Source organism: Flavobacterium macacae (genome assembly GCF_003865365.1).
GTDB classification, from domain to species: Bacteria; Bacteroidota; Bacteroidia; order Flavobacteriales; family Flavobacteriaceae; genus Flavobacterium; species Flavobacterium macacae.
Genome location: NZ_RQVR01000017.1, coordinates 13,474 through 28,440 on the forward strand (window position 1 = coordinate 13,474; position 14,967 = coordinate 28,440).

Genomic DNA, 14,967 nt, shown 5'->3' on the forward strand with positions numbered 1-14,967 from the left:
GATTTAGATTCGGCTTTTTTGTTTACATTTCAAACCATTAAGAAACTAAGTTGCATTACGTTTTAAATATCTTAATCTTCTTAATATTTCAAAAAATTACGCTTTAAATTTCAAAGGCAAATGAACAACTTTTTTTGTTTCAAAGAATTCATTGTCAAAAAATTCTGCAATATTGTACTCTGTGGCTTTTGGGAAGTCTTTTAATTCCTCGGTCAAATCGCCACCTTTTAAGTATAAGATTCCGTTTTTAAGTTCGTGTTTGTTCTGTTTTTTGATTTTATCTTTGATCCAAGAAACAAAATCGGGCATATTTGTCACGGCACGGCTTACGATGAAATCGAAATCACCTTTTACATTTTCGGCACGAATTTGTTCTGCTTTTACATTTTTCAATTCCAATCCTTCGGCAACGGCTGTGACTACATTTATTTTTTTCAAAATAACATCAATCAGATAAAATCGAGTTTCTGGAAACAAGATCGCCAACGGAATTCCGGGAAAACCGCCACCCGTTCCTACGTCTAAAACATATGTTCCCGGTTCAAATTTTTGAATTTTGGCAATTGCCAAAGAATGAAGCACGTGTTTTGTATATAATTCGTCAATATCTTTGCGCGAAATGACGTTGATTTTTGCGTTCCAATCGTGGTATAATTCCTCTAATTTTTCAAACTGTTGTTTCTGAAGATCAGTCAGGTTAGGGAAATATTTTAAGATTTCTTCCATTTTAAAATTTTTCACAAAAGTAATCATTTTAAGATTGAAATTTTTTAGGTTTTTCAACGTTTACATAATTAAGAATATTTATCTTTGGAAACTTCTATTTTGAATAATTATAAATTACATATGAATACGACAATACCGACATTTTCTAAACAAGACAGCCTGAAGTTTTTCAGAACGCTAAATTCTCGCGTGAACAATTACTTCAAGGAAAATAACATAAAAAAGACCGGAAACTGGAAACTGCATTTAAAAGCAGTTGTGATGTTTGTGCTTTTCTTGACACCTTATTTCTTGATATTGACTTTAAATATGCCTTTTTGGGTAATGCTTTTATTGTCTGTAGTTATCGGAATTGGGATGGCAGGCGTAGGCATGAATGTGATGCACGACGGAAACCACGGTTCTTACTCGAATAAAACATGGTTGAACAAATTTATGGGCGGAAGCATTTATATCTTAGCTGGAAATGTTCACAACTGGCAAGTACAACACAATGTTTTGCACCATACGTACACGAATATTCACGGTCACGATGAAGATTTAGATGCCGGAAGAATCATCCGTTTTACGCAAGAAGCCGAATGGCACAAATTCCATAAATTCCAACATTATTATTCTGTTTTTCTTTATGGATTATTGACTTTCAACTGGGCGCTTACGACTGATTTTAAACAAATGAAAGCCTATTTGAAACGAAAATTATCGTACGGAGAACCACAAAGTCCGGCGAAATTATGGACGGTTTTGGTCATCACTAAAATTATTTATGTTTCGGTTTGGTTGGTACTCCCAATGATTATTGGCATCGTTTGGTGGAAAGTCTTGATCGGCTTTTTTGTAATGCATTACACAGCTGGATTGATCTTGAGCATCGTTTTCCAATTGGCGCACGTTGTGGATGAAACCTCAAATCCAGTTCCGAATGAAGAAGGCGAAATCGAAAATACTTGGGCCATTCACCAATTGTACACCACTGCGAATTTTGCTCCAAAAAACAAAATCGTAAACTGGTTTACAGGTGGCTTGAACCACCAAATCGAACACCACATTTTTCCACACATCAGCCACGTTCATTATGGCAAAATTGCTGAAATCGTGAAAGAAACTGCAAAAGAATGCAACTTGCCTTACCACGAATTCAAAACAATGCGAGGTGCTGTGATTGCTCACTTCAAACATTTGAGAGATTTGGGCCAAAAACCTGCCATCGCCTAATTAACTACAAAATACAATAAACAACAAACCCTTATTCAATGAACCATTTATCGGATAGAATTAACAAATTATCGACCTCACAAACATTGGCAATGGCAGCATTGGCAAGAGAATTAAAAGCCCAAGGAAAAGACATCATCAGCTTAAGTTTAGGCGAACCAGATTTCAATACGCCTGACTTCATCAAAGAAGCGGCAAAAAAAGCCATCGACGAAAACTACAGCACGTATTCTCCGGTGGACGGATACGTTGAATTGAAAGAGGCGATCTGCAGAAAATTCAAAAGAGACAACAATTTAGATTACACACCGGCAAACATCGTTGTTTCAACGGGTGCCAAACAATCTTTATACAACATTGCTCAAGTAATGCTGAACGACGGAGATGAAGTAATTCTTCCGGCGCCTTACTGGGTCAGCTACTTTGAAATCGTAAAAATGGCCGGCGGCATTCCTGTGGAAGTGCCGACTTCAGTAGAAAGTGATTTTAAAATTACGCCAGAACAATTAGAAGCGGCAATTACGCCAAAAACAAAAATGATATGGTACAGTTCTCCTTGCAACCCTAGCGGTTCTGTATATAGCCGTGAAGAATTGACGGCTTTGGCAAAAGTGCTGGAGAAATATCCAAACATTTTTGTAGTTTCTGATGAAATCTACGAACACATTAATTTTTCAGGCACTTTTTGCAGTATTGCTTCCATTCCGGGAATGTTTGAAAGAACCATTACCGTGAACGGTGTAGCAAAAGCTTTCGCAATGACGGGATGGAGAATCGGATACATCGGAGCTCCTGAATTCATCGCAAAAGCGTGTACGAAAATGCAAGGACAGGTAACAAGCGGCGCAAACTCCATCGCACAAAGAGCTACAATTACTGCTGTTGATGCTGACCCAAGCGTTTTGAATGAAATGGTTGGCGCTTTCAAAAGACGCAGAAATTTAGTTGTTGGCTTGATCAACAACATTCCTGGATTAAGATTGAATGTTCCTGAAGGTGCGTTTTATGTTTTCCCAGATGTTTCTTCTTATTTCGGAAAAACATTAAGAGGAACTGAAATCAAAAATGCAGATGATTTCTCCATGTACCTTTTGGCAGAAGCAAATGTGGCAACGGTAACCGGAGACGCTTTTGGAAACCCAAACTGCATCCGTTTTTCTTACGCGACAAGCGAAGAAATACTAACAGAAGCATTGCGAAGAATAAAAGAAGCTTTAGCTTAAATATAAAGAAGAGCCTCAAGGAAACTTGGGGCTTTTTTGTTTCAATAATTTGGGCGTGACCACAAGGGCCGGGCTTTTCGCTTTATCTTTTGTTGCGTTGCCGCTCCGCAAAAGGATACCGCTTCAATCCCTCACGCAAGCCCTGCAAACCATCAAAATTAATTTAAAAAATGTCAAAAATACTCTTACTCGGTTCCGGAGAATTAGGAAAAGAATTTGTAATCGCAGCACAGCGCATCGGGCAAACCGTGATTGCCGTGGACAGCTATGAAAATGCTCCAGCGATGCAGGTGGCGCACGGTTTTGAAGTCATCAACATGCTTGACGGTGATGCTTTAGATAAAATCGTGGCCAAACACCAGCCTGATTTTATTGTTCCAGAAATTGAAGCGATTCGCACCGAACGTTTTTATGATTATGAAAAACAAGGAATCACCGTAGTTCCTTCCGCGAAGGCGGCAAACTTCACGATGAACAGAAAAGCGATTCGTGAGCTCGCTGCAAAAGAACTTGGCCTAAAAACAGCCAATTACAGATATGCAACCTCATCAGAAGAGTTGCAAAAAGCCGTAAAAGAAGTCGGAATTCCATGTGTGGTAAAACCGCTGATGTCTTCTTCAGGAAAAGGGCAGTCGACGATTAAAACACCAGACGATATTGAAAAAGCATGGAATTATGCGGTCGAAGGTTCTCGCGGCGATGTGGTGGAAGTGATTGTGGAAGCTTTTGTGAATTTCAATTCTGAAATCACGCTTTTAACCGTTACACAAAATAATAATTCGACGCTTTTTTGCGCGCCAATCGGGCATAGGCAAGAACGTGGCGATTATCAAGAAAGTTGGCAGCCGGCACAAATTTCAGACATGGATTTGTTTGAAGCCCAGGATATGGCTGAAAAAATTACCGAAGCTTTAGGCGGCGCTGGACTATTTGGCGTAGAATTTTTCTTGGCCGATGACGGCGTTTATTTTTCTGAATTGTCGCCAAGACCGCACGATACCGGAATGGTCACTTTAGCGGGAACACAAAATTTCAACGAATTTGAATTGCACCTTCGTGCGATTTTAAGCTTGCCGATTTTTGAAATAACGTTAGAAAAATTTGGAGCGAGCGCTGTGATGCTAGCTTCTGAAACTTCTACGAATCCAAGTTATCAAGGTTTGGAAAAAATTGCAGGATTGGCTAAAACAGATTTTAGAATTTTCGGAAAACCCACCACAAGACCTTACCGAAGGATGGGCGTTGCCTTGACTTCTGATATCTTGGAAACACCAATTGAAGAGATAATAGAACGTGCAAAAGAAGCAGCGAAATTGGTAACGATAAACTATTAAAAAATGAAAAAAATCATTGCAATTGCATTTTATTTCTTGCTTTAGGAGCAAATGCGCAAGACAAAAAAATCACAAAACCTCAAGTCGTTGAAGCTTCTTGTGGACAATGCAATTTTGGGATGAAGGACAAAAAAGGATGTAATTTGGCTGTGAAAATCGACGGAAAAAATTATTTTGTTGACGGAACAAATATTGACGATCACGGAGATTCTCACGGAAAAGATGGATTTTGTTCTGTAATCAGAAAAGCAGAAGTAACTGGCGAAGTGAAAAATAACCGTTTTGTGGCGCGTACTTTTAAATTAGTGCCAGAGAAAGAATTGCCAAAAAAATAAATCCATAAGCCACCTGTCATAAACCTCATTTAACTGGCGGAGGAATTAGAGATGAATCTGATGTTGCATTTGAAAAAACCGCAACAGCGTTGCATTTTTTGTTTTGTAAAACATTTTCAACCTACAGCTTTACAATAAGTGAAAAAACTTTACTTTTACACAAAATATAACAATCAAAATATGACGACAAATTTCAAAAACATCACTGCTAAAACATTCATGCTTTTAGCATTTGTATCTTTCGGTTTTCTTGCTTCTTGTTCAAATGACAGCAATCCAGAAGCAGTAGCTGAAAAATTCTTAAACCACGTAAACAAAGGTGAGTTTAAAGAAGCAAAAGAATATTGCGATGAGCAGACGGCACAGATGATCGGAATGATGGAAGGAATGGTTGCTGGAAAAGAAAACGAAATGAAAAAATCTGATGCTAAAGTTGAAATTATTTCTTCTGAAGTAAAAGACGACAAAGCAACCGTAAAATACAAAATCACAAGCTCAAAAGAACCAGTTGGAGTAGAACAACCACTGCAATTGGTTAAAGTAGAAGGAAAATGGAAAGTAACTATTGATAAAGAAAATGCGAACAAAGAAGGAGGCGCACAAGATGCTGAAACTGATATGGAAGAAGCAGATACTTTAGGAATGCCAGTTGATACTTTGCAAACTTCAGTAGATACTGTTGTTGCACCGAAATAATCAATTTTAAAACACAACCTGAAAAGCATTACTGAAATGAAGAAAATACTCTTTTATTTGGTAATGCTTTTTCTTTTGGCTTTTATTTCATACAAAGCTTTTTTTTATTTCGATCGAAAATCAGAACAAACTGAAATTATTAAAAACAGAAAGATTACACGGCTTTCAGCAAGAGAAATTGCCCAAATCCAAGAAGGCGATTTTATTCTCAGAAGAGGTTTTGGATTCTTTAGCGATTACATTTCCAAAGAATTAAATGACAGCCTGATCGATGTCACCCATGCCGGAATTATTACCAAAAGGAATGATTCTATATTTGTGATTCATTCGCTTTCTTCAGATGTTACTGAAATTGACGGATTGCAGATCCAGCCTTTAAAAGATTTTTTAAAATATTCTTATCCTCAAAAAATCATCGTTACCCGGCTTAAAAGCAACGATTCCTTAATAGGAAATAAGATTACCGATTTAGCGAAAATGTATTTGGAAAAACATACTCCGTTTGACCACAAAGGAAATTATGAGGACGATAGCGAACTTTTTTGTACCGAAATGATCTGGAAAATTTTGGAAAAAGATTTAAAAAGCGTTAAAATCCCAACAGAACCCGAACCTAGAAAAAAATTCTTCTATTCGATGTCGCCCATGTATGACACGACGTACTTTGATATTAAGGTAAATCAATATAAAATCAAGAATAAATAGTATTTTTGTCATCACAATTTAAACGATTTAAAATGAAAGCATACGTATTTCCAGGTCAAGGCGCACAATTCACAGGAATGGGAAAAGACCTTTACGAAAACTCAGAATTAGCAAAAGAATTATTCGAAAAAGCCAATGAAATCTTGGGTTTTAGAATCACCGATATCATGTTTGAAGGAACTGCAGAAGAATTAAAAGAAACAAAGGTTACGCAACCTGCTGTTTTCTTGCATTCTGTAATTCTTGCGAAAACTTTAGGCGAAAGCTTTCAGCCAGAAATGGTTGCTGGGCATTCACTTGGAGAATTTTCAGCCTTGGTTGCCAACGGAGCTTTATCCTTTGAAGACGGTTTAAAATTGGTTTCTCAAAGAGCAATTGCCATGCAAAAAGCTTGCGAAATCAAACCATCGACAATGGCTGCCGTTTTAGGATTGGAAGATAAAATCGTCGAAGATGTCTGCGCATCTATTGACGGAGTTGTGGTGGCCGCAAATTACAACTGCCCAGGACAATTGGTGATTTCTGGAGAAACTTCAGCAGTGGAACAAGCATGCGAAGCAATGAAAGCGGCGGGCGCCAAACGTGCCTTGCTTCTGCCTGTTGGCGGTGCTTTCCACTCGCCAATGATGGAACCCGCAAGAGAAGAATTAGCTCAAGCAATTGAAAATACTACTTTTTCAACGCCAATTTGCCCAGTGTATCAAAATGTTACTGCAAGTGCAGTTTCTAGCGCTGACGAAATCAAGAAAAACTTAATCATCCAATTGACAGCACCAGTAAAATGGACACAGTCCGTACAACAAATGATTGCTGACGGAGCGACTTCGTTTACTGAAGTCGGTCCAGGAAAAGTATTGGTTGGATTGGTAAATAAAATTGATAAAAGTGCAGCAACTTTTTCTGCATAATTTTATTTTCAGATATAAAAAAATCCCAAGTTAATGCTTGGGATTTTTTATTAAAACATATTTCATAGGTTTAGCTTCTGATCTTTTTCTCCCATTCCCAAGCTGATTTTACCGCCTCATCTAAAGTTGATTCCGCTTTCCAACCTAACACAGAATTTGCTTTTTCAGTATCTGCAAAAGCCTCAACGACATCACCTTCTCTTCTATCCACTACTTTATAAGCCAATTTTTGACCGCTTACTTTTTCAAAAGACTTGATGACTTCTAAAACGGTACTTCCGGTTCCGGTTCCAATATTAAAAGTTTCAACTTTAGTTTCATTTTTAGAATCGATCAGTCTTTTTAAAGCTACTACGTGCGCTTTAGCCAGGTCAACTACGTGAATGTAATCGCGAATGCAAGTACCGTCAGAAGTCGGATAATCAGAACCAAAAACCGACAACTCTTTTCTTAAACCAATTCCGGTTTGCGTAATAAATGGAACTAGGTTTTGAGGCACCCCAATTGGCAATTCTCCAATTTCTGCTGAAGGATGCGCTCCAATTGGATTAAAATAGCGTAATAAAATCGCATTGATATTTGAAACTTTTGCCACATCTTGGATAATTTCTTCGCCAATTTGCTTTGTATTTCCATACGGCGAAATAGCTGCTTGAATCGAAGCATTTTCTGTAATAGGCATTTTTTCGGCTTGACCATAAACGGTACAGGAAGAACTGAAAATAAAATTAGATCTGTCTTTTTGCTGTAGCTGCTGCAGAATATAAACCAACGCATTGATGTTATTTTCATAATAAAGCAACGGATTTTCAACGCTTTCCCCTACCGCTTTGGAAGCCGCAAAATGAACTATTCCAGAAATATCAGTATGCTTTTTAAAAAAATCTTGAACAGCATTTTTTTCTCTTAAATCTAATTTTTCAAAAATGGGCTGTTTGCCAGAAATAGCGACAATCCCTTTTAAAACATCTTCTGATGAGTTCGAAAGATTATCTACAATCACAACTTCAAAACCTTCATTTTGTAATTCAACAACGGTATGAGAACCAATAAAACCTAAACCTCCAGTTACTACTATTTTCATCTTCTTATAATTTAAAAACCACCAACGCACGAATATAATTTTTATTCGTGAATTGGTGGCTTTTTATTTTTGATCAATTATTTTAAAAACTCTAAAATCGAATCGGTAATAAATTGAATCTGTTCGTCATCTAATTCTGTATGCATCGGCAATGAAATCACTTCTTTTACTAATTGATTTGTCACCGGAAAATCTTCTTCTTTGTAACGGGAATCCAAATAGGCTTTCTGGCTGTGCAACGGAATTGGGTAATAAATCGCACACGGAATTCCTTTGTCTAACAAATGCTGCATCAAACCGTCACGGTCTGCGTCTACAATTCTCAAAGTATATTGGTGAAAAACATGGGAATCTCTTTCGCCTGCGATATAAGGCGTCACGATATTTTTGTGGTTTGCCAAAGCTTGGCTGTATTTTTGAGCTGCCAATTGGCGCGCCGCATTGTATTCGTCTAATTTTGGCAACTTTGCGTTTAAAACCGCCGCTTGAATACTATCCAAACGAGAATTTACGCCCACAACATCATGGTGGTAACGCACGTACATTCCATGGTTCACGATACCGCGAAGTTTGTGCGCCAAATCATCATCGTTAGTAAAAATTGCGCCGCCATCGCCATAGCATCCTAAATTTTTAGAAGGAAAAAACGAAGTCGAAGCCACATGGCCCATCACTCCCGCTTTCTTTTTCTTACCGTCAAAATATTTATAGTCGGCTCCAATTGCTTGTGCATTATCTTCAATTACATATAAATTATGCTCAGTAGCCAATTGCATAATCGCTTCCATATTGGCCGCTTGACCGAACAAATGAACCGGAACAATCGCTTTGGTTTTTGGCGTAATTGCTTTTTTAATCGCTTCCACAGAAATATTAAAAGTATCCATTTCCACATCCACTAAAACCGGAGTCAATTGCAGCAAAGCAATGACCTCAACAGTGGCAGCAAATGTAAAATCAGCAGTAATTACTTCGTCGCCAGGTTTTAAATCCAGCGCCATCATGGCAATTTGCAAAGCGTCAGTTCCGTTTGCACACGGAATTACGTGTTTGGCACCCAAATACTCTTCTAAACTTTTTTGGAATTTGTGAACTTCCGGGCCGTTAATGTAGGTGTTCGTATCCAAAACCTCTTGAATCGAATTATTAACCGCCTCTTTTATATTTTCATATTGACCTTTTAAGTCAACCATTTGAATTTTTTTCATCTAAATTTAAATTTAAAACACGCAAAATTACTAAATTAAACGTTGGTCAAGCAATGTTATTATTACAAACTAACGTAATTTAGCAATTCAAAATAAGTCCTATGTCTTTTCTCTATAATTTATTAGTAATTGCCACCAGTTATCTTTTAAAAATTGTTGCCCTTTTTAATCCGAAAATGAAACTTTTTGTAGACGGAAGAAAGAATGTTTTTAAAATTTTAAGCCATAAAATCCAGCCAAAAGACAAAACGATTTGGTTTCATTCAGCATCGCTGGGCGAGTTTGAGCAAGGACTTCCGGTAATGGAAAAAATTAGAATTTTATATCCTGAGCATAAAATTGTCTTGACTTTTTTTTCGCCTTCGGGATATGAAGTTAGAAAAAACTCAACCGCTGCAGATGTGATTGTTTATCTGCCATTGGATACAAAAAACAACGCCAAAGAATTTTTGAAATTGGTGCATCCTGAAATGGTTTTTTTCATAAAATATGAGTTTTGGCCGAATTATTTGAACGAATTAAAGCAAGGAAACATTCCTACCTATTTATTTTCAGGAATTTTCAGGAAAGACCAAGTTTTCTTTAAATGGTATGGCGGATTTTACAGAAACGCACTGACGGCTTTTAAAATGTTTTTTGTCCAAAACGAAAGTTCCAAATTACTTTTAAATCAAATTGGTTTTCAAAATGTAAAAGTCAATGGTGACACCCGTTTTGACCGCGTTGCAAAAATTTTAGAAAGAGATAATTCTTTAGATTTCATAGAAGAATTCAAAGACAATAAGCTGACAGTCGTGGCCGGAAGCACTTGGCCAAAAGACGAAAGTAATTTGGTTGATTTCATCAATTCTAATGCTTTTGGGGTGAAGTTTATAGTGGCTCCGCACAATGTAAAAGCGGATCAAATTGAAGATTTAAAGAAAAGCATTTCTAAAAAAGTAATTCTTTTTTCAGAAATTCAACATAAAAACCTCTCCGAATATGACGTTTTCATCATTGACACCATCGGAATCTTGACCAAAATCTACAGTTATGCCGACATTGCTTATGTGGGCGGCGGCTTTGGAACTTCGGGATTGCACAACATTTTAGAACCTGCCACTTTTGGGATACCGATTGTAATCGGTCCTAATTTTAAAAAATTTTCTGAGGCCGTTGCTTTGGTAAATATGGGCGGTTGTATTTCAGTAAAATCCAAAAAAGAACTGGAAGAAACGTTGGCTTTTTTAATCCAAAATGACGACGAACGTTTTGAAAAAGGCCATATTTCAAAGACGTTTGTAGAAATGAATAAAAATGCAACGGATGTTATCTTAAAGAACCTAGCTTCCTAAATCCAAGGGAATTACAACTAAAAATATTATGACACAATTCAAACCTTTACAAACTTCAGATATCGAGACCATTGTCGCCATGATGCAGGAATTTTATGCGATTGACAGTTATCCGATGGATGTCGCTGTTTCAAAAGCGCTGTTTTTAGAATTTCTTGAAAAACCGCATTTGGGAAAATCGTGGCTGATTTATGACGAGGGAGAAATTGTGGGCTACATCATCTTGACTTTCGTTTTTAGTTTTGAATACAAAGGAACGATTGCTTTTTTAGACGAACTGTATCTTTCTGAAAAAGCACGCGGCAAAGGCATCGGAAAAAAGGCGTTGGATTTTATTCACGAAGAAGCCCTTTCGCTTTCTTTAAAGATCATTTATTTGGAAGTGGAAGGTCACAATGAAGCTGCCCAAAACTTATATCTTTCTAAAAATTTTGTGGTTCATAATAGAAATTTGATGAAATTAAAAGTTTAATTTTTTATACTAAAATTTAGAATTCGGTTAAATTTTCAAGAGGCTTTTCACCTAATTAGATTCTGTTTGTGTTGTCGATAAAGGTTGGGACTGAACTTTCCAAAAGTTAAATGGCTACTTAAATAGCCCCGATTGAAGGGGAAATCCTTTTGTGGCGTTTTTTTTTGCCACAAAAGATTGTATCGAAAAGCGGGAACTTCTACAACTGAAAATTCCTCAACTTTGGCTTCAAAAACTTTTAAAAATTATTGAATCGTTAAATTATTGAGGTTTTTGGTCAAAAATTGTAACTTGCGACCACTATAAACTTCAACAAAATAATATGAAATTTTTAAGACTTTTAGTCCTTTTATTGGTTGTTCCTGCATATGCACAGCAAGGCGGGATGTGGATTCCGTCGCTTTTGAAAGGAATGAACGAGAGTGAAATGAAAAATCTGGGAATGAAAATGAAGGCGTCTGACATTTATGACGTCAATAAATCAAGCCTTAAAGATGCTGTACCGCAGTTTAACGGCGGTTGTACTTCAGAAGTTATTTCTGACCAAGGACTTTTATTAACAAATCACCACTGTGGTTTTGGAGAAATCCAATCTCATTCTTCAGTCGAAAACGATTATTTGACAGATGGTTTTTGGGCAAAATCATTGGAAGAAGAATTGCCAAATGAAGACTTGGAAGTTACTTTTATTGTAAAAATTGAAGATGTAACAACTCAAGTTTTAAACGGAGTTGCAGGAATTTCTTCTGAATCTGACAAGCAAAAAAAGATTCAAGAAAACATTACTGCGTTGACAAAATCATCACCGAAAGAATCGTGGCAAGAAAATAGAATCCGTACTTTTTATGAAGGAAATCAGTATATTTTATTCGTAATTGAAAGCTATACAGACGTTCGTTTGGTGGGCGCACCGCCTTCTTCAATCGGAAAATTTGGTTCAGACACTGACAACTGGGTTTGGCCACGTCACACCGGAGATTTTTCGTTGTTCAGAATTTACGCGGATAAAAATAACCGTCCGGCGAAGTATTCAAAAGATAACGTGCCATACAAACCGAAGCACTTTTTGCCAGTTTCTATTAAAGGTGTAGAAGAAAATGACTTTACATTGGTTTTTGGGTACCCAGGAAGAACCACAGAATATTTACCATCTATGGCTGTGGAACAACTAGTAAACAGCTTGAATCCTGCAAAAATTGAAATTCGTGACAGAGCTTTGAAAGTGACTGACGGGTTTATGAGAAAAGACAATGCGATTAAAATTCAATATGCTTCAAAATATGCAGGAATTGCAAATTATTGGAAAAAATGGATTGGTGAAACGCAAGGTTTAAAAAAATCAAATGCAATTCAAATCAAGAAAAACTTTGAAAAAGATTTCTTGGAAAAAGCTACAAAAGCAGGAAAACAAGCCGAATACGGAAATTTGTTTATTGACTTCAAAAAGAATTATGATGAAATCGCTCCGTACGCCTTAAGCAGGGATTATTTCATGGAAGTGGTTTTGAGAAATACAGAATTGCTTGCAACAGGTTATAAATTATACCAATTAGAGCAGATTTACAATTTAAGAGGCGAGCAATCCTTCACGGACAGAAAAAACAATTTGTCAACAGGAATGGGCGAGTTCTACAAAAACTTCAATGCTTCGGTAGATGAAAAAGTATTTGAGCAGCTGATTGAATTGTATGCAACAAAAGCTCCTCAAGAATTCTTACCTGCGAATTTAAAAAATGCTGATTTCAAGAAATTGACTTCAGAAATTTACAGCCAATCAAAATTGACAAGCTATAACAAATTCAAAGAATTGCTTTCTGGAGACACCAAAACTGTTTTGGCAAACATCAACGCTGACAAAGGGTTTCAATTGGTAAAATCTTTGGCAGATGTTTATTTAAAAGATGTGAATCCGAAATATGAGGAAATCAACTCAAGAATTGCGGCGTTGCAAAGAACCTATATGAAAGGAATTTTAGAATTAAGTCCGAAAGAAGCTCGAATTTTCCCAGATGCCAATAGCACCTTAAGAGTAACTTATGGCCAAGTTAAAGGATACAATCCGAATGACGCCGTGAGTTATGACCACACCACTTACTTAGATGGTGTAATGGAAAAATACATTCCGGGAGATTATGAATTTGACGTTCCTGCAAAATTGGTTGAACTATATAATAATAAAGATTATGGTCAATATGGAACCAATGGTAAATTGGCTGTCAATTTCATCGGTACAAATCACACAACGGGAGGAAATTCTGGAAGCCCAGCAATTGACGCCAAAGGAAACCTTGTTGGATTAAATTTTGACCGTGTTTGGGAAGGAACGATGAGCGATATTTTCTATGATCCAGCCATTTGCAGAAATATTATGGTCGATATGCGTTACGTCTTATTCATCATTGACAAGTATGCGGGTGCGCAACGATTAATCGACGAAATGAAAATTGTTGGAGGAAAGAAATAATTGCTTTTTTTGAATGTGAATTTTTGTGAAATATCGAAAAGTTAACGACTAATTTTGAGGATTTTTTACTGCAACTTCCTTTTTAAGGTTTAACTCCTTAATTGCTTACTTTAAAAAGGCCTTAAAACACTGGACATCATTGAATTATTACATTAAAAAAAACTTTTAAAAAAAAAAGCTCTAAATATTTTATGATATTAAAAAATTTATATCTTTGCTCCGAATTAATAATTAACCTTTATAATTAAGTAAGATGAAAAAAATCGCATTAAGCCTAGCATTAGTTGCTACTATGGCATTCGTATCTTGTAAAGAAACTGCAACTGAAGAAGCTGCTGAAGCAAACACTGAAGCTGTTGAAGCTAACACTGAAGCTCAAGTTGAAGCTGTAGAAGCTCAAGCTGACGCTACTGTTGACTCTGCTAAAGCTAACGCTGAAGTAAAAGTTGAAGAAGCTAAAGCTACTGAAGAAGCTGCTAAATAATTAGCACTTTGCATTCAAAAATCAACCTCGCTTTTAGCGGGGTTTTTTTATGCCCAAAAAAAATACTGATTACAAATCAGCAAAAATATCGGCTCCGGTAAAGTCTAACGTTTCCGCCTTTGGAACATACAGCCGAACCTCAGCTACTCCCTTTTCCAAACGCAACGATGTATTAAACTTTCTACTTGTCGCATACACCTTATCATTAATAATAAGACGGTAGAAAAATTTTCCGCTTGACGTTTTAAATTTCATGCAGAAGGCATTTTCCGCATTCGCCTTGATAAGCTCTATATCCGACTCTATATCCATCTTTAATTCATAAGCCGAACTTGTGAACACAATCTTGCCTTTACGCGACGTATAAGCGAATTTATAGTGGTCCTCATCTTTTTTCGTGATTACGAATGCACCCATAGCTTTTTTAAAGTTTTGTTTGAGATAAATATACAGAAGTAAATAAAGAAACCGCAGGTTCGCCTTTTCATTTTATTCACTACATCTAAAATTGTTTATCAGAAATTTGCGAATTTGATAAAATAAAAAAAGCTCCAAACATAGTTTGAAGCTTTTTTGTACTCAGAGCGGGACTTGAACCCGCACGAACATTGCTGTTCACTGGATTTTAAGTCCAGCGTGTCTACCAATTTCACCATCCGAGCATTTCTGCTATAAAAGCAGTATAAGATGCTGAGCGAAAAACGGGGCTCGAACCCGCGACCTCGACCTTGGCAAGGTCGCGCTCTACCAACTGAGCTATTTTCGCATTCTTTATTTGT

15 protein-coding genes and 2 tRNA genes are annotated in these 14,967 nt (G+C 36.8%); 11 read left to right on the top strand and 6 right to left on the bottom strand.

Annotation, left to right across the window (positions count from 1 at the left end):
• Window positions 1-96: 96 nt before the first annotated feature.
• Window positions 97-726, bottom strand: a complete 630-nt coding sequence (rsmG, locus tag EG849_RS13005; RefSeq protein ID WP_125013568.1) for a 16S rRNA (guanine(527)-N(7))-methyltransferase RsmG — start codon at window positions 724-726, stop codon at window positions 97-99.
• A gap of 120 nt (window positions 727-846) precedes the next feature.
• Here rsmG and EG849_RS13010 point away from each other — a divergent pair, with 120 nt between their 5' ends.
• The 7 genes from EG849_RS13010 (at window position 847) to fabD (ending at window position 7,142) form a co-directional block, all read left to right on the top strand.
• Entirely contained in the window at window positions 847-1,941 is a 1,095-nt protein-coding gene (locus EG849_RS13010) for a fatty acid desaturase family protein (RefSeq protein ID WP_125013530.1), read from the top strand.
• Between the two features lie 38 nt (window positions 1,942-1,979).
• Window positions 1,980-3,164 carry a pyridoxal phosphate-dependent aminotransferase gene (locus EG849_RS13015; RefSeq protein ID WP_125013531.1) on the top strand — a complete coding sequence of 395 codons (1,185 nt, stop codon included), beginning with the start codon at window positions 1,980-1,982 and terminating at the stop codon, window positions 3,162-3,164.
• Window positions 3,165-3,334: 170 nt separating this feature from the next.
• Window positions 3,335-4,498, top strand: a complete 1,164-nt coding sequence (gene purT, locus EG849_RS13020; protein ID WP_125013532.1) for a formate-dependent phosphoribosylglycinamide formyltransferase — start codon at window positions 3,335-3,337, stop codon at window positions 4,496-4,498.
• Between the two features lie 119 nt (window positions 4,499-4,617).
• Window positions 4,618-4,833, top strand: coding sequence for a DUF6370 family protein (locus tag EG849_RS13025; protein WP_394336492.1), 216 nt, complete (start codon window positions 4,618-4,620; stop codon window positions 4,831-4,833).
• Window positions 4,834-5,013: 180 nt separating this feature from the next.
• Window positions 5,014-5,529, top strand: a complete 516-nt coding sequence (locus EG849_RS13030) for a nuclear transport factor 2 family protein (protein ID WP_125013534.1) — start codon at window positions 5,014-5,016, stop codon at window positions 5,527-5,529.
• A gap of 36 nt (window positions 5,530-5,565) precedes the next feature.
• On the top strand, window positions 5,566-6,234 hold the full coding sequence (locus EG849_RS13035) for a YiiX/YebB-like N1pC/P60 family cysteine hydrolase (RefSeq protein ID WP_125013535.1): 669 nt from the start codon (window positions 5,566-5,568) through the stop codon (window positions 6,232-6,234).
• A gap of 32 nt (window positions 6,235-6,266) precedes the next feature.
• Complete coding sequence (gene fabD / locus EG849_RS13040; protein WP_125013536.1) at window positions 6,267-7,142, top strand: ACP S-malonyltransferase; 876 nt, start codon at window positions 6,267-6,269, stop codon at window positions 7,140-7,142.
• 70 nt (window positions 7,143-7,212) lie between these two features.
• Here fabD and galE read toward each other — a convergent pair whose 3' ends face one another.
• A complete protein-coding gene (gene galE / locus EG849_RS13045; RefSeq protein WP_125013537.1) occupies window positions 7,213-8,226 on the bottom strand; it encodes a UDP-glucose 4-epimerase GalE in 1,014 nt (337 codons plus the stop codon).
• A gap of 77 nt (window positions 8,227-8,303) precedes the next feature.
• The gene (locus tag EG849_RS13050) at window positions 8,304-9,434 is read right to left on the bottom strand and encodes a DegT/DnrJ/EryC1/StrS family aminotransferase (RefSeq protein ID WP_125013538.1); all 1,131 of its coding nucleotides are present in this window, start codon (window positions 9,432-9,434) and stop codon (window positions 8,304-8,306) included.
• A gap of 101 nt (window positions 9,435-9,535) precedes the next feature.
• On the opposite strand from EG849_RS13050, the gene EG849_RS13055 reads away from it, so the two are divergent.
• The 4 genes from EG849_RS13055 (at window position 9,536) to EG849_RS13070 (ending at window position 14,188) form a co-directional block, all read left to right on the top strand.
• Window positions 9,536-10,768, top strand: a complete 1,233-nt coding sequence (locus EG849_RS13055; RefSeq protein WP_125013539.1) for a 3-deoxy-D-manno-octulosonic acid transferase — start codon at window positions 9,536-9,538, stop codon at window positions 10,766-10,768.
• Window positions 10,769-10,796: 28 nt separating this feature from the next.
• Window positions 10,797-11,240: a GNAT family N-acetyltransferase gene (locus EG849_RS13060; RefSeq protein ID WP_233581804.1), complete on the top strand. Its 444-nt coding sequence runs from the start codon at window positions 10,797-10,799 to the stop codon at window positions 11,238-11,240.
• 322 nt (window positions 11,241-11,562) lie between these two features.
• On the top strand, window positions 11,563-13,704 hold the full coding sequence (locus EG849_RS13065) for a S46 family peptidase (RefSeq protein ID WP_125013540.1): 2,142 nt from the start codon (window positions 11,563-11,565) through the stop codon (window positions 13,702-13,704).
• Between the two features lie 253 nt (window positions 13,705-13,957).
• A complete protein-coding gene (locus tag EG849_RS13070) occupies window positions 13,958-14,188 on the top strand; it encodes a hypothetical protein (protein ID WP_125013541.1) in 231 nt (76 codons plus the stop codon).
• A gap of 69 nt (window positions 14,189-14,257) precedes the next feature.
• On the opposite strand, the gene EG849_RS13075 is transcribed toward EG849_RS13070, so the two are convergent.
• The 3 genes from EG849_RS13075 to EG849_RS13085 all read right to left on the bottom strand — a co-directional run bounded on the left by EG849_RS13075 (window position 14,258) and on the right by EG849_RS13085 (window position 14,954).
• The gene (locus tag EG849_RS13075; protein WP_125013542.1) at window positions 14,258-14,605 is read right to left on the bottom strand and encodes a DUF1508 domain-containing protein; all 348 of its coding nucleotides are present in this window, start codon (window positions 14,603-14,605) and stop codon (window positions 14,258-14,260) included.
• Window positions 14,606-14,764: 159 nt separating this feature from the next.
• Window positions 14,765-14,850: transfer RNA gene (locus EG849_RS13080), tRNA-Leu, on the bottom strand.
• 31 nt (window positions 14,851-14,881) lie between these two features.
• Window positions 14,882-14,954, bottom strand: a tRNA-Gly gene (locus EG849_RS13085).
• Window positions 14,955-14,967 lie beyond the last annotated feature (13 nt).